We start from the raw sequence: 22,458 nt of genomic DNA, 5'->3' as shown, positions 1-22,458 counted from the left end.
AAATGAGGAGAGTTGTTATAACAGGCATGGGAATTTATTCCTGCATCGGAAAAAATCTTGATGAGGTAAAAGATTCGCTATATCATGGCAAATCGGGTATAGGCATCGACCCCGAAAGACTGGACTTCGGTTTCCTTTCCCCTCTGACAGGCATAATAGAAAGGCCTGACATGAAAAAACTTCTCGATCGTAAAAAGCGTAACTTCTTAGCCGAACAGGGCGAATATGCATATGTCGCTACTCTCGAAGCCTTCCGGAATGCAGGAATAGACGATGTATTCCTCGAAGCGAATGAGGTAGGTGTACTCTATGGCAACGATAGCAGCGCGCTCCCTGTCATAGAAGCCGCCGATATTATCCGTAACAAGAAGAATACAGTGCTCGTTGGCTCGGGATCAATCTTCCAGTCGATGAACTCGACCGTAACAATGAATCTCTCTGTTATTTTCAAACTGAGGGGTATTAATCTCACTGTTTCGGGCGCATGTGCGAGTGGTTCACATGCTATCGGATTAGCATACTTCCTCATCAAAAACGGTTTACAGGATTGTATCCTTTGCGGAGGCGCCCAAGAAGTAAACCCATATTCGGTAGGTAGCTTCGATGGATTGGGAACATTTTCCAAATTGACAGATGAACCTGCCAGAGCATCCCGCCCATTCGACAAGAACAGGGACGGGCTTATTCCCAGCGGCGGTGCCGCCAGTCTGGTAGTGGAAAGCTACGAATCTGCGGTAAAACGCGGCGCTAATATTCTGGCAGAAGTAATCGGATATGGATTCTCTTCAAACGGGGACCATATATCTACCCCGAATATAGACGGGCCAGTCCGTTCATTGGAGATGTGCCTGAAAGACGCAAATGTAAAGCCGGAAGAAATCGGGTATATAAACGCGCATGCCACATCTACCCCTATCGGGGACATGAATGAGGCTAAAGCGATCAGCATGGTACTCGGTGAACATAAGCCTTTTGTAACGTCCACAAAGTCAATGACAGGACACGAAATGTGGATGGCGGGAGCCAGCGAAGCGATCTATTCGATATTGATGATGAATAATAATTTCATTGCCCCGAATCTTAATTTTGAAGAAGCAGACGAAGCCTCGGCTTTGCTTAATATACCTAATAAGCGTATCGATACATCATTTGACATGTTCCTTTCCAACTCATTCGGTTTTGGAGGGACAAATTCAACCCTGATAATTAAAAAATTCAAAGAGTAACTAGTCTTTTATGGAAATGACGAACGAGGAGATAATAGAGAAAATAAGAACTACTTTAGCCGAAGAATTCGAAGTAGATGTAGAAACTATCCAGCCGGATGCGCCTCTGATCGAGACACTGGAAATGGATAGCCTCGACTTTGTAGATATGGTCGTACTGATAGAACAGAATTTCGGATTTACCGTAAATGGTAATGACTTTGTAAATATAAAAACTTTTCAGGATTTCTATGATTTTATCATAGAACATCTCGACAAGCCAAATGACGGAATGGAAGGGTAAAACCAGAGGAGGAGTATTCGGATACCTTTTCTTTATCTTCCTGATAAAGAAAATCGGAATTACTGCGGCTTATATATTTTTAAGCACTATCGTCTTATACTTTATCCCCTTTGCGCCAAAAGCTACCGGAAGTATCTGGTACTATTCCCGTAAGGTACTAAACAAAAGCATATTTTCCTCTATCGGAATGCTCTTTTGTAGCTATTACAGGTTTGGGCAAACGCTGATAGATAAAATTGCTATCGGCAACGGAATGAAAGATAAATATACTTTCCGTTTCGAAAATTATGAAAGTTTCCTTGATATACTGAATGCCGACACGGGAGCAATTATAATCGGGGCGCATGTCGGCAATTGGGAAATGGGTACACCGTTCTTTGAGGAATATGGTAAAAAAATCAACATCCTTTTATATGACGCTGAATATAAGAGGATAAAAGAATTACTTCAAAAAAATTCCGTTCCGGCCGGTTTTAAAGTAATTCCTGTAAATGATACTGATCTGAACCATGTATTTGCTATAAAGGGAGCTTTGGATAATAAAGAGTATATCTGTTTTCAGGGCGACCGGTATATCAATGAAGAGAGACGCCTGAAAGGTATATTCATGGGAAAAGAAACCAGCTTTCCATCCGGACCTTTTCTATTGGCGACAAAGATGAAAGTCCCCGTAGTATTTTATTTTGCCATGCGCGAACCTAAAAAATCGTACCGGTTCCATTTCATTGTGGCTGCACCTGTTTCTAAAAATGAAAAAGAAAAGCCTGAACAACAATTACTTGACCAATATATCCCGGCTCTGGAAAATATTCTAAAAAAATATCCGGAACAATGGTTCAACTACTATAAATTCTGGAACGAAAAGTAAAGCATAACAATCCGACTAACATATAATCAATCATGAACTTGTTTCCTTCCTTACAAAAAAGATATTCCGAAGAGCAGTTTTCAGCGGCCGAAGCACAGCGGATGGCCCAGGAAATAGCCTTTGGCCCTATTGTTTTTCAGGTATCACGGCTTATGCTCAAATTCGGTGTTTTCGAATTGTTAGCAGAGAAGCGTGAGGGATTAACATTGAATGAAATATCAGAATATAAGAAGCTATCCCGTTATGCAGTTCAAGTATTGCTGGAGGCTTCGCTTTCGATTGGCACAGTATTGGTAAAGGACGATAAATATATGCTGTCCAAGGTCGGATGGTTCTTATTGAACGATGAAATGGTACGTATCAATATGAACTTTAATCATGATGTAAACTATCAGGGACTATTCAATCTGGAAGAAGCTCTTTTGAATGGGAAACCTGAAGGGTTGAAAGTATTTGGTGAGTGGCCGACAATATACGAAGGCCTGTCAAAGTTGCCCGAAAATGTACAAAAAAGCTGGTTCGGTTTCGACCATTTTTATTCCGATAATTCTTTTTCACAAGCATTGGAAATCGTCTTTGCAAACAATCCCCGTACATTGCTCGATGTGGGAGGTAATACAGGCCGCTGGGCCATGAAGTGCGTTGAATTCAACACCGAAGTAGATGTAACCATCATGGATTTACCCCAGCAACTTGAATTGATGAAAAAACAAACTTCCGGACAAACCGGCTCCGATCGCATACACGGGCATGGGTGCAATCTGCTGGATAAAGAAGCACCTTTCCCAAAAGGCTTCGATGCTATATGGATGAGTCAGTTTCTCGACTGTTTTTCGGAAGAAGAAGCTACAAGTATTTTGACCCGCGCCGCGGCATCTATGGAAAAATCTTCGTTCCTTTACATTATGGAAACATTCTGGGATCGTCAGAAATTTGAAACAGCAGCTTATTGCCTCACTCTGACCAGCCTGTATTTTACGGCACTGGCAAACGGCAACAGCAAGATGTATCATTCGGATGATATGATACGCTGTGTAAAAGCAGCCGGACTGGAAGTTAACGAAATACACGACGGATTGGGATTGGGGCATAGCATTATGGTTTGTAAACGAATATGAGTAAACTGGTAATAACAGAAGAAGGAGGTATATTGGACTTAATTCCGCAACGTCCACCAATAGTGATGGTCGATAAGTTTTATGGAATTGAAGGTGACTGTTCATATACGGGACTGACAATCAGCCCCGGTAATATTTTCATTGAAAACAATTATTTCAAGGAACCCGGTATTATAGAACATATCGCGCAATCGGCCGCAGCACGTGTGGGATATATCTGTAGGCAAAATAATGTCGCCGTACCACTCGGCTTTATCGGATCTGTAGACAAGATGACAATTCACATCTTACCAAAGGTAGGTAATGAACTGCATACCGAGATAAAAATAATACAGGAAGTCGCCGAAATCACCCTGATAGGTGCGACAGTAAAAATCGGAGATAACCTTGTCGCCGAATGCCGTATGAAAATATTTTTGAAAAAGGAATGAAAAAACATAAATACAGAGCTAAAGAATCCGCGCTAACAGACAGAACTACTATAAAAGTCCGTTTCAGTGAAGTAGACTCCATGCGTATTGTATGGCATGGCCAGTACATCAAGTATTTTGAGGATGGCCGGGAAACCTTTGGCAAACGATATGGAATCGGTTATTGCGACATTTACGAAAACGGATACACTGCACCCATTGTCGACCTCACCTGCCAGTATAAGCAATCCTTATCATTCGGGGAAGAAGCCATTGTGGAAACAAACTATATAGCTTCGGATGCCGCAAAAATAATATTTGAATATACTGTTTACAAAAGTGATGGTGAGACAGTTGTTGCTACAGGAAGTACGGTTCAGGTATTCTTAAATTCTAATAATGAACTGGAGTGGACAAATCCCGATTTTTATCAGGAGTGGAAGAAGAAATGGAATATCTGAATGACATATACATTACTGCCGATAACATTATCAGTTCTTTAGGATTTACGACTAAAGAGAATGTCGGTGCCATTAATCTGAATAAATCCGGGATTGCCTCTGTCGAAGCAGGAAAAATCTCCGATGCACCAATTCTTGCCGGGTTAATTAATTCCGGTATTCTGAACGGACTGACAGAAAAGCATAGCCTGCAAGAATTCAGCAAGGCCGAACAACTCGCCATATTATCAATTAAGGACTTATTATCGCAAAAAGATATAGATCTGAAGCAGTGTGGCTTCATTCTTTCTACAACAAAAGGGAATGTAGACTTACTGCAACATCATACAGAAAACATTGACAGGAACGTTTTTCTCAGGGAAAGCGCGTCTAAGATTACAGATTATTTCGGAATGGACGATAGGGCTATGGTTGTCTCCAATGCCTGCATATCGGGGGTATCAGCTCTTATTATTGCCCGCCGCTTACTCCTGAATGGTGACTACAAGCATATAATCGTTACGGGGGTAGATGTCCTTTCTCATTTTATTACCACTGGTTTCCGGTCATTCCGTTCCCTGAGTGAAAACCTTTGCAGGCCTTACGACAGTGAAAGGGACGGGTTAAACCTGGGAGAAGCTTGTGGAAGCATCCTGCTGTCCGCAGAATCCGAAACGAACAATATAATTATCAGAGGCGGGGCTATAAGCAACGACGCCAATCATATATCAGGCCCATCACGCACAGGTGATGGCCTGTACTATGCAATGAGGGACGCAATGGATGAAGCCGGAGTAACAGCCAATAACATTGACTGCATAAACCTGCATGGCACTGCAACCGTTTTCAACGATGAAATGGAAGCAAAAGCTGTTCATCTGGCTCAATTAGAAAAGGTTCCTGTCAATAGCCTAAAGTCGTATTTCGGGCATACATTAGGCGCATCGGGAATCATTGAAACAATTATTTGCGCACACCAATTAAAAGAGAACGTCATATACGGCACATTAGGTTATCAGACAAATGGTGTTTCACAATCCCTGAATGTAAGTAATAATCACATCTGTGAAAAGACGATAAACACCTGTTTAAAAACGGCTTCCGGCTTTGGCGGTTGTAATGCTGCTATTATATTATCCAAAATACCTTCGCATAAGTCAATCGAGCAGGGAACATTTTTATTCAACGAAATAAAGCGCTGTATTATAGAGAATAGTTCTATAAAAGTAAATGATGAAGTCATATTTAACTCCACATCCGGTGATTTTGCCGTTTTCATCCGCGAAGCATACAAAAATACAGGCGACAGCAACCAGAAGTTCTATAAGATGGATGACCTCTGCAAACTGGGATATATAGCAGCGCTGCATTTACTAGATGGAATCACTTTTAATTCCGATGAAATGGGAATTATCTTATCCAATTACTCTTCGTCATCAGATACGGATTTAAAGCATCAGCGGATAATAGATGAAGGTGGAGACGATGCTGCCAGTCCGGCTGTATTCGTTTATACACTGCCCAACATTGTTGCCGGTGAAATATGTATCCGTCATAAAATACAAGGTGAAAATACCTTCTTTATCGAATATCCCGATAGTTCGGAAAGACAGGAAAAATATGTAAAACTCGCCATGAACAGGAGTAAATTACAATTTTGCATCACCGGTCGGTGCGAATATTTTGCAAATAAATACAAAGCTGAATTCATACTCATAAAGAAAGATAAAATATGGAAGAATTGATAGAAAAACTGAAAAAAGAACTGATACAGGAATTAAATCTTGAAGAAATGACTCCCGAAGATATAGATGCCGATGCCCCGTTATTCGGAGACGGCTTGGGTCTGGATTCCATCGACGCTCTCGAAATTATCCTTATCCTCGAACGTAATTACGGTATCAAAATCAAAAAGCCGGGAGAAGGTGAAGGACGCGAAATATTCAGGTCGGTAAGATCATTAGCCGAATTTATTTCTACACATCAGAAATAATGAAGATTTACATTACAGGAATAGGTATTGTATCGGGTATAGGCATAAATGCAGAAGAAAACCTGCATGCTATCCGGCACAAAAGTCATGGAATGGGGAAAGTTACACTTTTCCCTACCAGCCTCGATGTTCCTGTAAGTGAGGTGAAATATACAAATGAGCAGCTTAAAGAGCTATTGGCTCTACCTTCCGGTAAAACATACTCCCGGACTGCTTTGCTTGGAATACTGGCGGCAAAGGAAGCCTTATCGGATTCAGATATAGACGTAAACGCCCAACGCACCGGACTTATATCTTCCACCTCGGTGGGCGGTATGGATTTAAGTGAAAACTTTTACGTCGATTTCCGGAAAGATGAGGAAAAGGGCCGTTTAAGGGATATTGTTTCGCACGATTGCGGCGACAGTACTCAAAAAATTGTGTCCTATCTGGGTATAACCGATTATGTAACAACAATAAGTACAGCCTGTTCTTCCGCAGGAAACGCGATAATGCTGGGGGCAAGGATGATTAAAAACGGATTGCTGGACGCTGTTATCGTCGGTGGAACCGATGCTTTATGTAAGTTTACCCTGAATGGCTTTAACTCGCTGATGATTCTGGATAAAGAACTGTGCAAACCATTTGACAAATCCCGTGAAGGCCTGAATCTGGGCGAAGGTGCCGGTTATCTTGTATTACAATCAGAAAAAACATTAAAAAGAAAACCATATTGTATCCTCTCCGGCTATTCCAATGCAAATGACGCTTATCACCAGACAGCCACTTCTCCCGATGGAGACGGGCCGTACCTGTGTATGAAAGAAGCTGTTGAAATGGCAAATATACTTCCCCGTGATGTGGACTATATCAACGTGCATGGTACGGGAACGCCTAACAACGACCTGTCGGAAGGGAAAGCGATCATACATCTTTTCGGTGAGGGTACACCTGGATTCAGTTCATTGAAACCGTTTATAGGGCATACATTAGGAGCTTCGGAAGGGATAGAGGCGGCCTTATCCGTATTATCCATATCTGAAGGAATCGTTTATCCGAACCTCAACTTTAAAAAACCGATAGAAGATACGAATCTTATTCCTGTTACAGAATGTGACGAAGGCTTACCGATCAAACATGTCTTATCCAACTCTTTCGGATTCGGAGGGAATGATTCTTCTTTACTTTTTTCGGCAATAGAATAGACTCTTAGTTATGAAAAGACCTTGTTATATAAACTCATTCGCATCTATCCACCCCGATGGTATTACCGGAGAAAGCGGGATGCTGCATGCGGTGGAGCCTGATTACAAGCACATCATAACCAACGCGAATATGCGCCGCCGTATGAGCCACATTGTAAGGATGGGTGTTGCGTGCGGATTGATTTGTCTGGAACAAAGTGGAAACAAAAATATAGATGCCATTATTACAGCCACCGGACTTGGATGCCTGACCGATACAGAAAAATTTCTGGATAATCTCATAGAAAATGAGGAGCAACTGCTGAATCCTTCGGCTTTTATACAATCTACATTCAATGTCATAGGCGCTCAGATCGCCCTGATTACAGGCAGCCATTCTTATAACAATACCTATGTGCACCGTGGCCTCAGCTTCGAAAGCGCCCTGATCGACGGCATGATGAGGATATGGGAAGGTGACAATCTGGTACTGGTCGGCGCTGCCGATGAAGTGTTACCGGCCGGACATACTATCTTGAAAAGGCTGGGTATGCTCGATAATATTACATTGGGCGAAGGCTCCCAGTTTTTTACATTAGCGGCTGAAAAGGAATTACATACTGTTGCCGAACTCGCAGCTGTCAGGACATTCACAGGAGAGCTGTCTTCGGAGGAAATATTGCAAAAGATAAAAATATTTTTGACAGAAAACAATCTGAAGCCAGCAGATATACAACATCTTATTACAGGCAGAAACGGAAATACGACCGATGACCTGGTATATAATGTTGTGGAGCAATTATTCCCATCCACCTCATACTCGACATTCAAAGATATTTGCGGGGAATACCCGACCGCTTCGGCTTTCGGTATGTGGAAAGGATTAAATCTATTAAAAGAATCCGGTGATATACGATACCTGCTTATCTACAATCATTATTACAATATAAATCATTCATTGATATTATTGAGAAAATGCTGATTTTCATTTCATCCATAGCCGCTATACTGCTTATATTCCTCATCTATGCCTCTTACAGCATCCGGTCGGGAATATACTTAAAAGCATTATGCCGGAATGAAAAGAGAGGAAAAGTCGTAGCGCTCACATTTGACGACGGGCCCGACAAAGAGCAGACGCCCAAGGTGCTTGATATTCTGAAAGAATATGATATCAAAGCTACTTTTTTTTGTATCGGCAGCAAGATTAAAGGCAATGAGAGTATCCTGTCAAGGATGAAAGAGGAAGGCCATTTAATCGGTAATCATACTTTTAATCACTTTTTTTCGTTTCCTTTGTATGCGTCGCAACGAATGAGAATGGAGCTAAGCGATTGTGAAAAGGCTATTGAGGAGGTAACAGGAGAAAGAACGATATTGTTTCGTCCGCCTTTCGGAATCACCAATCCGACCATAGCAAAGGTGGTCAGGACAATGGGTTATCTGACTATTGGCTGGAGTATCCGCTCTTTAGATACATGTAAGAAAGAAAACACGGTATTGAAGCGAATAAAGCGAGGACTAAAGCCGGGAGCGGTCATTCTCTTACACGATCCCTTGCCGCAGAGTGACAGCCTGTTACGAAAAGTGCTCGATCTTCTGAAAGAAAACGATTACACCATAGAGAGAGTAGATAAATTATTTGATATACCTAAAACAACGAAATGAAACGCATATATATTTGTTATTTACTTATTTTCATTTGTATACCGCAGATAAACGCGCAGATGAAAAAGATGAAAGATGTGAAAGCCTTTAATGAACGGGTTCTCCGGGAGGCTGTATCTATAAAAAGTATAGAAAGTGATTTTACTCAAATAAAGCATCTCGACCTGTTTAATGAAGATATAACTTCGAAAGGTAAATTCTATTACAGGCACAATGATAAAATAAGCCTCGATTATAGTTCCCCGACAAAATACCTGATTGTTATAAATGCTGATAAACTAAAGATAGTTTCGGATGGTAAAAAAAATGTTGTGAACCTGAAATCGAATAAAGTCATGAGCGAAATGAGAAGTATGCTCGCCGCGTGTATGTCGGGCAATATTTCGCAAATATCAGGTTATAACATGGAATACTTTGAAGATAGCAACTCCTATCTGATAAAAATAAAACCAACCAATAAATCTGTACAGGCATATATCTCAGGCTTCGATATTTATATGGACAAAAAAGACATGTCGGTATCCAAATTGCGTATATCCGAGAATGCCACCGATTATACCGATTACCTGTTTCAGAACAAAAAGTTTAATACACTGACAGATGACAAGAAGTTTTCAGTTAATTAGTCTCTTGTTGGTATGCCTTACTTTCGTCTCCTGTTCTAAGAATACATATCCGCTGAAAACAGGGCCTGCTCCTATTATATCCGTTGGGAATAAAGCGCAGAAGTATAATATGACGCTGGATTTCGGAGGCAAACATTTTAACGGTATGCTTATCGCAAAAACAATGGAAGATGGTGAAATACGCATTGTCGCATCTACCATGTTCGGGCTTAGTCTGTTCGATTTCGGAATAAAAGGTGAAAACTGGAATGTTTATAGTTGCATAGAGCCTATGCGGAAAGACCGCGTACTGAAAATCTTTGAAACTGATTTCAGACTGTTATTTTTACCTGACAGGAACGTTAAAAAAGTAGAAAAAACAAAAGAATATACTAAATTTGTAACAGGAGGAGGTATATCCAAGGGGGTGATTTACGTCACGCCTGAGACAGAGAACGTTCCTGAGAAAATACAAATAAAGCACTTCTGGTTACGATTAACTATCGGACTGGAAAAAATGGGAGAAAACAATGTTATTGAATGATTTTTACGAAATAACCGATGTAATGAGAGGTGAGCCCTCTGATCGTTTAAGAGTGAAGCTGAATCCTTCGCATCGCATATATGAAGGACATTTCACGGGACAACCGATAGTTCCGGGGGTATGCACATTACAAATTATAAAAGACTGCGCTGAAAAACTATCCGGTAAAGAGTACATGTACGCATACATAGCCTCCTCAAAATTCCTGTCTTTGGTCGACCCGGTAGTCAACGACCTGATAGAGTTTAATATTTCGTTAAAAAATACAGATGATAACCGTATCTCCCTGTCCGCAGAAGGAAAATATCAAAACACAGATACCGTATTCATCAAAGTAAAAGCAACTTTGAAAGAGATTGAAAATGAATGAATCCGTAGATACTATAATATGGCAGGAGATATTAAATAATCTCGGTATCGTTGTTATTATCCCTACATACAATAACGACAGGACTCTCCTATCCGTTATCGAAGGGGTAAAACAATACAGCAAACATATTATAGTGGTCAACGATGGCTCTACCGACACAACATCCGGAATACTGAAATCCATCCCCGGCATTCAGATCATTACCCACACAAAAAATAAAGGAAAAGGCTATGCTCTCAAAAATGGATTATCAGCAGCAAAAGAACAGGGTTTCAGATATGCGATAACGATAGACTCCGACGGACAGCATTACCCTGCCGATATACCTGCGTTTGTGAATGAAATAGAGATGCATCCCGATTCTATGCTTGTGGGGGCAAGAAATCTGACAGCCAATAATATGCCGGGTAAAAATACATTTGCCAATAAATTCTCGAACTTCTGGTTTCAGCTCGAAACAGGAATAAAGCTGGAAGACACACAATCCGGCTATCGCCTTTATCCGCTCCATCATATAGGAAAAATGAAGTATTGCACAGCCAAATATGAATTCGAACTGGAAATGATCGTATTTCTGGCATGGAAAGGCGTGAATGTAAAAAATATCCCTGTAAATGTATATTACCCGCCACAGGACGAACGGGTATCACACTTCCGACCGTTAAGGGATTTTACACGCATCAGCATACTGAATACAATACTTGTTATAGCCACCTTCTTGTGGATACTACCCTTGAAATTTTTAAGGAAACTGACATGGGCAAATATCCGCGCTTTTATAGATAAGGAAATACTAAAGTCGAAAGATTCGAACAGAACCATGACACTATCCATTATGTTGGGTATCTTCATGGGAATTATTCCCATATGGGGGTATCAGATGATTGTGACGGTTTTCCTTGCCCATTTTCTGAGACTGAACAAAGTAATTTCGCTGGTTGCTTCCAATATCAGTATTCCCCCGGTAATGCCGTTCCTTTTGTATGGGAGCTATGCTACCGGCTGCGTTCTTACAAATAGCCCTGTATCGTTCGATTTCACCGGTGTTTCATTGGAAAGAATGAAGACGGTCCTGTTCCAGTATCTGACCGGCAGTATAGTTTTCGCTTTGGTTTGCAGTATCCTGGCAGGTATTATTTCGGCAAGTTTACTGCTGATATTCAGAAAAAGGAAACAGGCAGTAGATATTTAATTTAGAAGTATAAATGAGTAACTTTTTCGTCAATCTATATAATTATTTCACCCGGCATAAGATAATCCTCTATTTGTCGCTGGTTGCAAGTATAGCCATTATGGGTTATTTTGCCCTGCAACTCAAATTCGAGGAAAATATCACCCAGTTCTTTCCTGATACCAAAAACGAACAAAACCTGAATACTGTTTTCGACAACCTGCGTATCAAGGACAAGATTATTGTCATGTTCTCGTTCTCGTCATCGGATAAGGAACAGGACAACGATACCGCAGTATTGACAGAAAGCGCGACCTTATTCGCAGATAGCCTGTTGGCCCGGACACAAGGAACATATGTAAACAATATACTCCTCCGCATAGACGACAGTCTGAAAACCGAGATGCAGAATTTCGTCTATGACAATCTTCCGATCTTACTCAGCGACAGCGATTATCAGCGTATAGATTCCTTGTTTTCAAAAGAAAAAATCGCATCGGTTATGCACCGAAATTATTCCAACCTGTTGTCTCCGGCCGGAGGCTTTCTCAAAGAATACATTATGAGAGACCCTCTCAGTCTTGGAGGAAATGCACTGAAACGCCTACAGGACTTCCAACTGGATAATAATTTCGAGCAACAAGACGGATACATCTTCTCCAAAGACGGCTCCATGTTGCTGTTGTTCATTACTCCTACATACAGTATGGGAAGTACGGGACAAAACGATAAACTTATCTCGGCCATCGAAAAGGAAATAGCCGCTATTAACAAAGACTACCCTTCTGTAAAAGCTCAATACTACGGAGGTCCTTCTGTCGGTGTATATAATGCCCGTCAGATAAAAGAAGACTCCATACTGACAATCACTCTGGCACTGGTTATAATCATTGTTTTCATCCTGCTGGCCTTCAGACAAAAGAGAACTATCTTCCAGATCATCACACCGACTATATTCGGGGGATTGTTCGCCCTCTTTATGATTTCACTCTTGAAAGGCAGTATTTCGTCTATCGCCGTCGGTTCCGGCTCCATAATCATGGGTGTCGCCCTAAGTTATTCCATACACATGGTCGTACACCAGAGCCATGTCGCGTCTGTGACGCAACTGATAAAGGAACTCACCTACCCTCTCACTGTCGGTAGTTTTACAACAATCGGCGCATTTTTAGGATTACTTTTCACCAGTTCGGAATTATTACGAGACTTCGGACTTTTTGCATCTATGACGCTGATAGGTACAATTATCTTCTGCCTCATATACCTGCCTCACTTCCTTGACGGAAGGGTTCATCAGAAGAGAAGCGCATTGCTCCGCTTTATAGAGCGCTTCAATGCTTACCGCTTCGATAAAAACAAATGGCTTGTAGGCGGTATCTTAATATTAACGGTCATCTGTATATTTACTTCACGCAATGTGGGTTTCGATGCCGACATGATGCATATGAATTATGAACCGGAACATCTGAAAGGAGCCGAACAGAAATTGGCGGAGATCGTAGATAACGATAAGAAAAATATCCTGTTCGTAAGTGTAGGTAAAAATACAGATGAAGCAATACAAAACTATAATGCGACCAATAAAAAATTATCAGTACTAAAAGGACAAGGCCTGATTAACAACTTCGCTTCCGCCGATTACTTCCTTATCCCCGAAGATATCCGGCAAGAACGTTTACAAAAATGGAATAATTACTGGACTGCCGGAAAGAAAGAATTTTTGAAAACAACGCTGAAAAGCGAGTCTGCAACATTTAATTTTCGTCAGGACGCTTTTGCCCCATTCTACAAATGGATAGATTCTGACTTTACCCTGCATAAAGATATTACAGAGACAAACCGGATATTAAACGACTGGCAAACTAATGTGCCGGGCCTTACCCTGCTCATTTCACAAGTGCAGCTCGATGATAAAAATAAGGAAGAAGTATATCAACACTTCAATAATGGCAATGAAGTTGTGATTTTAGACCGTTCCTTCTTTACAAAGAAGTGGGTATCTGCTATCAATGATGATTTTTATCTGATATTATTCATTTCATCATTCCTCATTTTCATCACTTTACTTATATCTTACGGACGTATCGAATTAACACTGATTAGTTTCTCCCCAATGTTTATCAGCTGGATTATCATTATCGGTATCATGGGAATATCCGGGATGGAATTCAATATCATCAATATCATCCTGTCCACTTTCATATTTGGTATCGGGGACGATTTCAGTATATTTATTATGGACGGTTTACAGAATAAATACCGGACAAATAAGCCTGCGCTGAACGGGCATAAAACAGCCATCTTCTTTTCGGCTTTCACCATTATTGTAGGAATGGGAGCCTTGATTTTCGCACAGCATCCCGCCCTGCAATCTATTTCATTGATGTCTATCCTCGGAATGATAGTCGTGGTTCTGGTTTCATATACTATCCCTCCTGTCATCTTCCGCATCTTTATGTCTTCACAGACAACAAAAGGGCTGCCGCCATATACACTGGCCTCTATTTTGATAACCGCCTTTATATACGGGCTATTCTTTGCCGGATGCGTATTCCTCCGTATAACGATTTTGTTATTGTATCTTGTTCCTGTAAAGAAAAGTAAAAAGCGGCAATTCATTTGCTACCTGATAATGCTCAACTGCCGGTTCATCTGCTTTGCAGGATTTATACTGAAGAAAAAGAAAGTAAATACCGGTGGCGAAACATTTAAGAAACCCGCCATTATCATAGCCAACCATCAGTCTTTCCTCGATATACTCCTGTTGCTTACACTCCACCCTAAAATGGTAATGGTTACAAACGAATGGGTATGGAGATCTCCGTTCTTCGGCGCAGTAATCAGGTATGCAGGCTATTTTTATACAGGCGAAGGATATGAAAATTCGGTATCGCATATCAAAGAACGTATCGATGAAGGATACTCCGTTGTCATATTCCCTGAAGGCACACGTTCATACGATGGAAGATTGAAGCGCTTCCACAAAGGTGCGTTCTATCTATCTGAGGCACTGAAACTGGATATAATCCCCATCATATTATATGGCACGGGGATGGTTATTTCAAAATCACAGCCATTCTATCTGAAACGGGGAATAATAGCGACTAAAATCCTGCCCCGCGTTACTTATGAAGACCGCTCGTTCGGAAACACTTATAAAGAAAGGACAAAAAACACGGCGGCTTATTTCGCATCCGAATATATAAGAGTTTGTACAGAATATAATACAGCTATCAACCCGTATTTCTATCATATGCTGGTAAAGAATTACATCTATAAGGGGCCGGTGATGGAATGGTATGTACGCATAAAGGTGAAAATGGAAAAAAGCTATAAAATATTCGATGAACTGATACCTGAGAGGGGGCAAATCACAGATATCGGTTGCGGATATGGCACTTTAGGATATATGCTTGCCATGTTATCGCCTGACAGGCAGGTATTAGGCATAGATTATGATGAAGATAAAGCCGGAGTCGCCCGGTACGGATATTTACATAAAGAGAATACCGTATTTGTATATGCCGACGCATTGGAATATCCGCTACCTGAAAGCGATGTGTTTGTATTGAATGACATGTTACATTATATGGATAGCCGGAAACAGGAATCGTTATTAAAAAAATGCATATGGAATCTTCGTGACAACGGGTTGATTATCGTTCGTGACGGAGATAGCCGGGATAAGCAAAAACAAAAACTGACAAAGTTATCGGAGATATTCTCTACCCGTATATTTGGTTTTAATAAAACAAAAGAAGAACTTTGTTTTACTTCGGCTGAAAAGCTGTATGAAATAGCAGAAAGCTGTAATATGGCAATAGAGAGCTTCAAAAACGATAAATATACGTCTAATACTATTTTTATATTTAAGAAGAAAGAAGAGAAAACAAATGGGTAAATACGATATCATTATAGCCGGAAGCGGATTGGGCGGTCTCGAATGCGCTGCCATTCTGAGCAAAGAGGGATACAATGTATGCGTGCTTGAAAAGAACGTGCTATTCGGTGGATGCCTGCAAACATACATCCGGAAAGGACATCAATTCGATACAGGGATTCATTATATCGGTAGTCTGGATGAGGGACAGATAATGAACCAGTATTTCAAATACTTCGGTATAATGGATAAGCTGAACATAAAACGTCTCGACACCGATTCTTTCGACACCATATTCTATAAAGATAAAGTATATAATTACGCGGTTGGCCACGACCATTTCGCAGATACGCTGGCCCAATCTTTTCCCCATGAACGGGAGACCCTGAAAGCATATACCTCTATCCTTAAAGATGTGAGCAGGCTCATAGATGTGGATAACCTGAAAAAAGGAAATATAGCACAAAACGGCATGAAATATTTTTATGCGTCGGCTACTCAGATGATAGCAGATACAGTTAAGGATGAAACACTGAGGAGTGTTTTAGCCGCTACATCCATGCTGTATGGAGGAATAAAGAATAGTTCTACCTTCTACCATCATGCGATGACCAATAACTCGTATATCGAAAGTCCATACCGTTTTGTAGACGGAACGATGCAGATAGCCGAACGGCTGATAGACGTTATCCGCGCAAACGGAGGCACCGTATTGAACAATAAGGAAGTTACCCGCCTGATAGTAACGGACAATCAGGTAACGGCAGCGGAAGTAAACAATGAAGAAATATTCGAGGCCGACCATTTTATCTCCAATATCCACCCCAAACGCACACTGGAGATACTGGAAAAGAGCCGCTATATAAAAAACGCTTATATATCACGCATCAATGCTTTGCCTAATTCATTCGGAGTCTTCACAACATATCTGGTGATGAAGCCGGATTCCCAACCCTATATCAACAGTAATTATTATGTGCATGGAACTGATAATGTATGGTATAATGACGATTCGTCCAGAGATAAGATCAACAACGCCCTGCTCTGCTTCCAATGCAACAGCAATAGTGACTATACGGATGTAATCTCCGTATTGACACCGATGTACATGTCGGAACTGAAAGAATGGGAAAACACTACTGTGGGCAAGCGGGGGGATGATTACATCGCTTTCAAGAAAGCCTATTCAAATAATGTCCTCGAGTTTCTGAAAGGCAAAGGATTCGATTTCTCCGGTAAGATAGAAAGCATATATAGCACCACACCGTTAAGTTACCGTGACTATACGGGAACGCCTTACGGCTCGGCATACGGTATAGTAAAAGATTGTAAGTTTCCCGAATTAGGTTTTATTTCCACAAAAACGAAACTGAAAAACCTTTACTTTACAGGTCAGAATATGAATGTGCACGGAGCTTTAGGTGTAACGCTCACATCCATGTTCACTTGCGCCGAATTTGTAGGTCAGGAATATTTAGCTAAAAAAGTAGGAAATGCATAAATTGCTGAAAAAAGGCCTGAAGACCGGATTATATGTGCTGCTGATATTCATTCTCGCTTTTGGGGGAATTACCGGCTATATGTATTTTTCAGCGGACATGTGTGTCCCCGAAATAACGGAAGAAGTTCCCGCCTATAAACTGACAGAAGAACCTGATTACCGTCAGTGGGGCGACAATTATCTCCGCAAGAGTGAAAGCGGATTGTGGGAACTGAAAGTATCCGGCAGCGATTATGAACGGGGCATCGCTATAGGAGAGATGTCGAAAGACCTGCTATATTATCAGGAAAAAGTATTTGTAGACCAGATAAAGGTACTTGTCCCATCCGAAAATTACCTGCGGTTCCTCGGCTTCTTTACCATCCTGTACAACCGTAATCTGGGAAAGAACATACCTGAGGAATACAGACGCGAAATTTACGGAATATCCCACTCCTGCTCCGATGAATTCAGTTATATCGGCACTCCCTACGAAAGACAGTTAAACTACCACGCTGCACATGATTTAGGACATGCCATGCAAGACTATATGCTCGTAGGATGCAGTTCCTTTGCTACATGGGGCACGGCAAGCGCCGATTCAACATTGGTAATCGGCCGCAATTTCGATTTTTATGCAGGGGATGATTTTGCAAAGAATAAAGAAGTGCAGTTCTATGCGCCCGAAAAAGGTTATAAATTCGTATCTGTAGCCTGGCCGGGGATGACCGGCGTATTATCAGGAATGAATGAAGAAGGGCTGACTGTAACAATTAATGCCGCAAAATCGTCCATGCCTACATCCGCTAAAACGCCAATATCTATCCTTACAAGGGAGATATTGCAATATGCGTCAACAATTGAGGAAGCGTATGAGATTGCGAAAAAGAGAGAGACTTTTGTATCCGAATCCATCCTTATAGGTTCAGCGAAAGACAAGAAAGCGGCCATTATAGAAAAATCGCCTGATAAGATAGGTTTATTCACTACCGATGGAGAACAAATTATATGTACCAATCATTTCCAATCCGAAACATTCGCCAAGGACGAGCGAAATCTCGAAAATATCCGTACGACAGACAGCCAATACCGTTTCCGGCGATTGACCGAACTCCTCGATAAAAACAAACCTTTAGATGTAACAAAAGCAGCCTCTATCCTCCGCAACACAAAAGGATCGGGAAATAAGGATATCGGCCTGACGAACGAAATGGCAATCAACCAGTTTATCGCGCACCACTCGGTCATATTCAAGCCCGAACAGCGGATAATATGGGTGTCTACCCACCCCTGGCAAATGGGTAGATATGTGGCTTATGACCTGAATAAGATATTCGGCGAAGATACGGATTTCAGGAAAGAGATATATTCCCCGGAATACACTATTCCCGAAGATTCGTTGATACATGGCGATATGTTCAGTAACCTACTGACATATAAGGAACTGACAAAAGATATAAAAGCTAAGACAAAAGAGAAGAGTTCCGTATCTTCGGGAATATTAAATAAATACGAAGCCTCTAATCCCGAATATTATCATATGTACGAAATAGTGGGGGATTATTACCTGTCGCAAGGAGAAATAGAGAAGGCTAAGGATTACTGGCAAAAAGCATTAACAAAAGAGATACCGAAAGTCTCCGAAAAGGAACGGATATTGAAAAAAAGTAAATAACAACGTAATGGAAAAACACCCCGACATACAATTTCAGCCTGCCATCAAGATCAAAGAATATCAGGAAACGAAACTACAGGCTGCTCTGCAATACCTAAAGGAACACTCCGCTTTTTATCAAAGGATGTTCAAAGAACAGAATATCGATATAAAGGGAATCGAGACAATCGAAGATCTACGGCAATTACCTGTCACCACGAAGAATGACCTGCAAAAATACAGTGAAGATTTTATTTGTGTAGAGAAATCCCGGATCATTGATTATGTAACTACATCGGGGACTCTGGGCGATCCCATCACATTTGCCCTCACCGGCAAAGACCTCGACCGCCTCGCCTATAACGAATACCTGTCTTTTACCACCGCAGGATTTACCAAAAATGACATCATGCAATTGATGACAACCATAGACCGCCGTTTCATGGCCGGGCTGGCTTATTTCCTCGGAGCGCGCGAACTAGGTATGGGTGTAGCCCGTGTGGGAAACGGAATACCTGAACTCCAATGGGACACGATAGAACGGATACAGCCCACATGCGGAATAGCAGTACCCTCATTCCTCATAAAACTGATAGATTTTGCCGAAAAAAATAAAATCGATTACAACAACAGTTCCATCAAAAAATGCCTTTGTATAGGAGAATCTTTACGCAAAGAAAGCTTCGAACTAAATACCTTGGGCAGACGCATCCGGGAAAAATGGAATTCCCTGCAATTATATTCCACATATGCCTCTACCGAAATGCAGGCATCTTTCACAGAATGCGACGGCTTTTGCGGCGGTCACTTACAGCCGGAACTGATTATAGTGGAATTTCTGGACGATAACGACAATCCTGTCGGAGAAGGCGAGTCCGGAGAAGTCACGATTACTACTCTGGGAGTGGAAGGTATGCCCCTCCTGCGTTTCAAGACAGGAGATGTATGCTATCACTATACCGAACCTTGCAGCTGCGGCAGGAATACCATACGCCTGAGCAGCGTATTGGGACGCAGGGGACAGATGATAAAATATAAGGGTACTACGCTTTATCCGCCTGCCTTATTCGATATACTGGACAATATACCGCATATCAAGAATTATGTAGTTGAAGTATTTACCAACGATCTGGGAACAGATGAAATATTAGTGCGGGTAGGCTGTGATGAAAGCAGGAGCGAAGCTTTTATAAAAGAAATCAAGGACCTGTTCAGATCGAAGGTTAGAGTTGCACCAAACATAACTTTCGAATCCCCTGAATATATAGCGCAGATTCAGACTCCGCCTATGAGCCGGAAAGCTGTTAAATTTATAGATTTACGGTAATTCCTTTGATAAGAAGAGGCTTTTTCTTACATTTGGTATAAAATCACTAATAAAATCTTATTTATATGAAAAAATTAGTTTTAGTTATTGCGCTACTGGTAAGTGTATGCGGTTTTTCTCAGAAGAAAGAGCTTTTAAAAGACATTCAAGCCATCAATTTTTACGGGGTTGACTTTTCTCATGCGAAAGTATATGGTGCAAAAGAATCCGGTGAACATTTCAAATATGCTTTTCAGGATATAAACAATCTATTCATTACAGAAGCAAAAAAATATGACATTGCTAAGTATTTGAAGAAAAGGGTTCTGGGTGTTTATGTTGATGTTGTTAAAACACGTATATCAGACCTTAAAGCCGATGATATTCTTACTACAGATGCTGCATATCAACTGGAGGACAATACAATAAAGGACATTGTAAAATCCCTTTCGATAAAAGAGACTGATGGTACCGGAGTAATCATCATAGCCGAAAGATTAAGCAAGGCAAAGAACAGAGGATACTTCGATGTCGTGTTTTTTGATATAAAAACCCGCAATATTATCGATAGCTGGAAAGCTGATGGTAAGGCACAGGGATTTGGTCTTCGCAATTTCTGGGCGCACTCGGTACGTGAAGTTCTGAAATTCAGCGAATCTGCATTGAAATAAGAATACTGTATTCGCACCAGAGCCTTTTTGTTTATTTAAATAACAACCTAATTAATAACGATTTAAATCTTTCAGGCAATAGTCCTGAAAGATTTAAGTCGTTTATAGAATAATCGTTTGGCATAGGCTCTGCCTGCTCGCGCGGACGTCTCGTCCGTGTGTTGCGCAGCAAAAATAGATTGTAACTATTATGAGTAGAAGATATAAATTTCATAATCCGGATGGGCTTTACTTTATCAGCTTTGCTGTTAAAGATTGGGTTGATGTTTTTACCCGTAATGAATATAAAGATATATTGGTTGACAGTTTGAATTTTTGCCAAAACCATAAGGGCTTAGAACTGTTTGCATGGTGTATAATGACCAATCATGTTCATCTGATTGTTAGAACAGAGGAAGGGTGTTTGCTACAAAATATATTGAGGGATTTTAAAGGCTTTACATCCAGAGAAATATTAAAAGCAATCAGTAATAATCCTCAAGAAAGTCGCAAAGAGTGGTTATTGGAAAAATTTAGGGATGTAGAAGGTAATTGTTTTTGGGCAACAGAAAACCATCCGATAGAACTATGGAGTAATGAGGTTATTAATCAAAAGTTGGACTATTTGCATAATAATCCGGTTGAAGAAGGCTTGGTTTTTCGGGCAGAAGATTATGTATATAGCAGCGCTGTTGATTATTCGGGAGAGAAAGGTTTGTTAAATGTAATTATTATTGAATAAGTTTTGCTTCGCAACACACGGACTGGAAGTCCGCGCGAGCGGGGTAAAACTTTGTTTCACAGTATAGATAAATATATAATCATTGCTGGAACCGGCATGTACGAGAACATCAAAAGTAGGAACTTTAGTTATACCACGACGTAGGCAGAGCCTATGCCGAACCAAGAGAAGAAAATATAAATTCCATGTATTATGCTGATCGGTATTTGAAAACTTTATCTATATATTTAGCTGATAATTGATAGTCCTTTGATACTTTTAAATGAAGCCGTCCAGACTTTTCAATAAAAGTTTCTTTTTATCTGTTTTTATTCTCTTTGTCATGTTGAACGGTAGTGAATTGAATTGAAAATCGACGGAGTCAAAATCGTTGAAGCGAGACAAGGCAAACATCCCCTGAAACGAGATTCTTCGTACCTCAGAAACAACGTTCGGCAGAGCGAAGCGGAGCCAATGACAAAATAATACTAAAATAAAAAGTATTGACGACTTTAATGTATAAGTTTTTAGTATCCTGGTTTATCAGAGGATAAAAAATAAAGGAATAAAAATAGTGCAAAATGTGTCAAGTTTGTCAAGTTTTTATATAGTGTCCTTCTGTAAATTTTTGTACACTTGTGGTAAAGAAAAATTTATCCCCTAAGTACATAAGAATAAAAAATATGAAAAAAGTGTAAAGTTTGTCAGATTTTAACAAGTTATAAGTTTTAAGTAAAGAATTTGTGTTACTTCTCCCTGCAAGCAGCAACGAGCTAAAAATTTTTATCGGCCCGCATTGCTAAAGGCTAAAAGCTATCGGCTAATAGAAGGAAATAGTGACAATAAAGAAAAAGTGTAAAATATGTAAAGTTTGTCAACTTTTTATTAACTCACACCCTGTAAAATAC

The 22,458-nt window shown here is 40.6% G+C and carries 21 protein-coding genes; all 21 read left to right on the top strand.

All coding sequences use genetic code 11. The features are described from left to right. Positions 1–2 precede the first annotated feature (2 nt). The 21 genes from ACFO6W_RS19140 (at position 3) to ACFO6W_RS19040 (ending at position 21,571) form a co-directional block, all read left to right on the top strand. A complete protein-coding gene (locus tag ACFO6W_RS19140) occupies positions 3–1,226 on the top strand; it encodes a beta-ketoacyl-[acyl-carrier-protein] synthase family protein (protein ID WP_379999388.1) in 1,224 nt (407 codons plus the stop codon). Positions 1,227–1,242: 16 nt separating this feature from the next. Continuing rightward, entirely contained in the window at positions 1,243–1,509 is a 267-nt protein-coding gene (locus ACFO6W_RS19135; protein WP_006801508.1) for an acyl carrier protein, read from the top strand. Beyond that, entirely contained in the window at positions 1,490–2,377 is an 888-nt protein-coding gene (locus tag ACFO6W_RS19130; RefSeq protein ID WP_379999386.1) for an LpxL/LpxP family acyltransferase, read from the top strand. The genes ACFO6W_RS19135 and ACFO6W_RS19130 overlap by 20 nt, the downstream gene beginning before the upstream one ends. 32 nt (positions 2,378–2,409) lie before the next feature. Then, positions 2,410–3,495, top strand: coding sequence for a FlxJ family methyltransferase (locus tag ACFO6W_RS19125; RefSeq protein ID WP_379999384.1), 1,086 nt, complete (start codon positions 2,410–2,412; stop codon positions 3,493–3,495). Further along, positions 3,492–3,926 (top strand): hotdog family protein, encoded by a 435-nt coding sequence (locus ACFO6W_RS19120; protein WP_291110696.1) that lies wholly within the window; start codon positions 3,492–3,494, stop codon positions 3,924–3,926. Before ACFO6W_RS19125 ends, ACFO6W_RS19120 begins: the two co-directional genes overlap by 4 nt. Further along, the gene (locus tag ACFO6W_RS19115; protein WP_379999382.1) at positions 3,923–4,366 is read left to right on the top strand and encodes an acyl-CoA thioesterase; all 444 of its coding nucleotides are present in this window, start codon (positions 3,923–3,925) and stop codon (positions 4,364–4,366) included. Before ACFO6W_RS19120 ends, ACFO6W_RS19115 begins: the two co-directional genes overlap by 4 nt. Further along, the gene (locus ACFO6W_RS19110) at positions 4,354–6,090 is read left to right on the top strand and encodes a beta-ketoacyl synthase N-terminal-like domain-containing protein (protein WP_379999481.1); all 1,737 of its coding nucleotides are present in this window, start codon (positions 4,354–4,356) and stop codon (positions 6,088–6,090) included. Before ACFO6W_RS19115 ends, ACFO6W_RS19110 begins: the two co-directional genes overlap by 13 nt. After that, positions 6,078–6,338 (top strand): phosphopantetheine-binding protein, encoded by a 261-nt coding sequence (locus ACFO6W_RS19105; RefSeq protein ID WP_291110700.1) that lies wholly within the window; start codon positions 6,078–6,080, stop codon positions 6,336–6,338. The genes ACFO6W_RS19110 and ACFO6W_RS19105 overlap by 13 nt, the downstream gene beginning before the upstream one ends. Beyond that, positions 6,338–7,522, top strand: a complete 1,185-nt coding sequence (locus ACFO6W_RS19100; protein ID WP_379999380.1) for a beta-ketoacyl-[acyl-carrier-protein] synthase family protein — start codon at positions 6,338–6,340, stop codon at positions 7,520–7,522. Before ACFO6W_RS19105 ends, ACFO6W_RS19100 begins: the two co-directional genes overlap by 1 nt. Positions 7,523–7,532: 10 nt before the next feature. Further along, positions 7,533–8,483 (top strand): beta-ketoacyl synthase chain length factor, encoded by a 951-nt coding sequence (locus ACFO6W_RS19095; RefSeq protein ID WP_379999378.1) that lies wholly within the window; start codon positions 7,533–7,535, stop codon positions 8,481–8,483. Further along, positions 8,477–9,169, top strand: a complete 693-nt coding sequence (locus tag ACFO6W_RS19090; protein ID WP_379999376.1) for a polysaccharide deacetylase family protein — start codon at positions 8,477–8,479, stop codon at positions 9,167–9,169. Before ACFO6W_RS19095 ends, ACFO6W_RS19090 begins: the two co-directional genes overlap by 7 nt. After that, complete coding sequence (lolA2, locus tag ACFO6W_RS19085) at positions 9,166–9,795, top strand: flexirubin biosynthesis/transport protein LolA2 (protein ID WP_379999374.1); 630 nt, start codon at positions 9,166–9,168, stop codon at positions 9,793–9,795. The genes ACFO6W_RS19090 and lolA2 overlap by 4 nt, the downstream gene beginning before the upstream one ends. Beyond that, positions 9,770–10,318 carry a flexirubin biosynthesis protein LolB2 gene (lolB2, locus tag ACFO6W_RS19080; RefSeq protein WP_379999372.1) on the top strand — a complete coding sequence of 183 codons (549 nt, stop codon included), beginning with the start codon at positions 9,770–9,772 and terminating at the stop codon, positions 10,316–10,318. Before lolA2 ends, lolB2 begins: the two co-directional genes overlap by 26 nt. Continuing rightward, entirely contained in the window at positions 10,305–10,688 is a 384-nt protein-coding gene (locus tag ACFO6W_RS19075; protein WP_379999369.1) for an ApeI family dehydratase, read from the top strand. The genes lolB2 and ACFO6W_RS19075 overlap by 14 nt, the downstream gene beginning before the upstream one ends. Then, positions 10,681–11,880 (top strand): DUF2062 domain-containing protein, encoded by a 1,200-nt coding sequence (locus tag ACFO6W_RS19070; RefSeq protein WP_379999367.1) that lies wholly within the window; start codon positions 10,681–10,683, stop codon positions 11,878–11,880. Before ACFO6W_RS19075 ends, ACFO6W_RS19070 begins: the two co-directional genes overlap by 8 nt. A 13-nt stretch (positions 11,881–11,893) precedes the next feature. Then, a complete protein-coding gene (locus ACFO6W_RS19065; protein ID WP_379999365.1) occupies positions 11,894–15,760 on the top strand; it encodes a 1-acyl-sn-glycerol-3-phosphate acyltransferase in 3,867 nt (1,288 codons plus the stop codon). Beyond that, the gene (locus ACFO6W_RS19060) at positions 15,753–17,240 is read left to right on the top strand and encodes a phytoene desaturase family protein (RefSeq protein ID WP_379999363.1); all 1,488 of its coding nucleotides are present in this window, start codon (positions 15,753–15,755) and stop codon (positions 17,238–17,240) included. Before ACFO6W_RS19065 ends, ACFO6W_RS19060 begins: the two co-directional genes overlap by 8 nt. Beyond that, positions 17,233–18,894, top strand: coding sequence for a C45 family autoproteolytic acyltransferase/hydolase (locus tag ACFO6W_RS19055; protein WP_379999361.1), 1,662 nt, complete (start codon positions 17,233–17,235; stop codon positions 18,892–18,894). Before ACFO6W_RS19060 ends, ACFO6W_RS19055 begins: the two co-directional genes overlap by 8 nt. Positions 18,895–18,901: 7 nt before the next feature. Beyond that, a complete protein-coding gene (gene flxY / locus ACFO6W_RS19050; protein WP_379999359.1) occupies positions 18,902–20,200 on the top strand; it encodes a flexirubin biosynthesis putative acyl-CoA ligase FlxY in 1,299 nt (432 codons plus the stop codon). Positions 20,201–20,265: 65 nt separating this feature from the next. Beyond that, entirely contained in the window at positions 20,266–20,850 is a 585-nt protein-coding gene (locus ACFO6W_RS19045; RefSeq protein WP_379999357.1) for a hypothetical protein, read from the top strand. 190 nt (positions 20,851–21,040) lie between these two features. After that, the gene (locus ACFO6W_RS19040; protein ID WP_379999355.1) at positions 21,041–21,571 is read left to right on the top strand and encodes an REP-associated tyrosine transposase; all 531 of its coding nucleotides are present in this window, start codon (positions 21,041–21,043) and stop codon (positions 21,569–21,571) included. Positions 21,572–22,458 lie beyond the last annotated feature (887 nt).

This window comes from Dysgonomonas termitidis (assembly GCF_042654545.1).
Taxonomy (GTDB): Bacteria; Bacteroidota; Bacteroidia; order Bacteroidales; family Dysgonomonadaceae; genus Dysgonomonas; species Dysgonomonas termitidis.
The sequence above is the reverse complement of the archived record's forward strand: the minus strand, read 5'-3'. Positions and strand labels throughout refer to the sequence as shown.

Bases quoted from the DNA above. Each gene is read 5' to 3' on its own strand.
- ACFO6W_RS19040 (WP_379999355.1), top strand. From the start codon at position 21,041: ATGAGTAGAAGATATAAATTTCATAATCCGGATGGGCTTTACTTTATC.
- ACFO6W_RS19140 (WP_379999388.1), top strand. From the start codon at position 3: ATGAGGAGAGTTGTTATAACAGGCATGGGAATTTATTCCTGCATCGGA.
- ACFO6W_RS19120 (WP_291110696.1), top strand. From the start codon at position 3,492: ATGAGTAAACTGGTAATAACAGAAGAAGGAGGTATATTGGACTTAATT.
- ACFO6W_RS19105 (WP_291110700.1), top strand. From the start codon at position 6,078: ATGGAAGAATTGATAGAAAAACTGAAAAAAGAACTGATACAGGAATTA.
- ACFO6W_RS19125 (WP_379999384.1), top strand. From the start codon at position 2,410: ATGAACTTGTTTCCTTCCTTACAAAAAAGATATTCCGAAGAGCAGTTT.
- ACFO6W_RS19115 (WP_379999382.1), top strand. From the start codon at position 3,923: ATGAAAAAACATAAATACAGAGCTAAAGAATCCGCGCTAACAGACAGA.
- ACFO6W_RS19110 (WP_379999481.1), top strand. From the start codon at position 4,354: ATGGAATATCTGAATGACATATACATTACTGCCGATAACATTATCAGT.
- ACFO6W_RS19055 (WP_379999361.1), top strand. From the start codon at position 17,233: ATGCATAAATTGCTGAAAAAAGGCCTGAAGACCGGATTATATGTGCTG.
- ACFO6W_RS19070 (WP_379999367.1), top strand. From the start codon at position 10,681: ATGAATGAATCCGTAGATACTATAATATGGCAGGAGATATTAAATAAT.
- ACFO6W_RS19060 (WP_379999363.1), top strand. From the start codon at position 15,753: ATGGGTAAATACGATATCATTATAGCCGGAAGCGGATTGGGCGGTCTC.
- ACFO6W_RS19095 (WP_379999378.1), top strand. From the start codon at position 7,533: ATGAAAAGACCTTGTTATATAAACTCATTCGCATCTATCCACCCCGAT.
- ACFO6W_RS19065 (WP_379999365.1), top strand. From the start codon at position 11,894: ATGAGTAACTTTTTCGTCAATCTATATAATTATTTCACCCGGCATAAG.
- lolB2 (WP_379999372.1), top strand. From the start codon at position 9,770: ATGACAAGAAGTTTTCAGTTAATTAGTCTCTTGTTGGTATGCCTTACT.
- flxY (WP_379999359.1), top strand. From the start codon at position 18,902: ATGGAAAAACACCCCGACATACAATTTCAGCCTGCCATCAAGATCAAA.
- ACFO6W_RS19090 (WP_379999376.1), top strand. From the start codon at position 8,477: ATGCTGATTTTCATTTCATCCATAGCCGCTATACTGCTTATATTCCTC.
- ACFO6W_RS19130 (WP_379999386.1), top strand. From the start codon at position 1,490: ATGACGGAATGGAAGGGTAAAACCAGAGGAGGAGTATTCGGATACCTT.
- ACFO6W_RS19100 (WP_379999380.1), top strand. From the start codon at position 6,338: ATGAAGATTTACATTACAGGAATAGGTATTGTATCGGGTATAGGCATA.
- ACFO6W_RS19075 (WP_379999369.1), top strand. From the start codon at position 10,305: ATGTTATTGAATGATTTTTACGAAATAACCGATGTAATGAGAGGTGAG.
- lolA2 (WP_379999374.1), top strand. From the start codon at position 9,166: ATGAAACGCATATATATTTGTTATTTACTTATTTTCATTTGTATACCG.
- ACFO6W_RS19135 (WP_006801508.1), top strand. From the start codon at position 1,243: ATGACGAACGAGGAGATAATAGAGAAAATAAGAACTACTTTAGCCGAA.
- ACFO6W_RS19045 (WP_379999357.1), top strand. From the start codon at position 20,266: ATGAAAAAATTAGTTTTAGTTATTGCGCTACTGGTAAGTGTATGCGGT.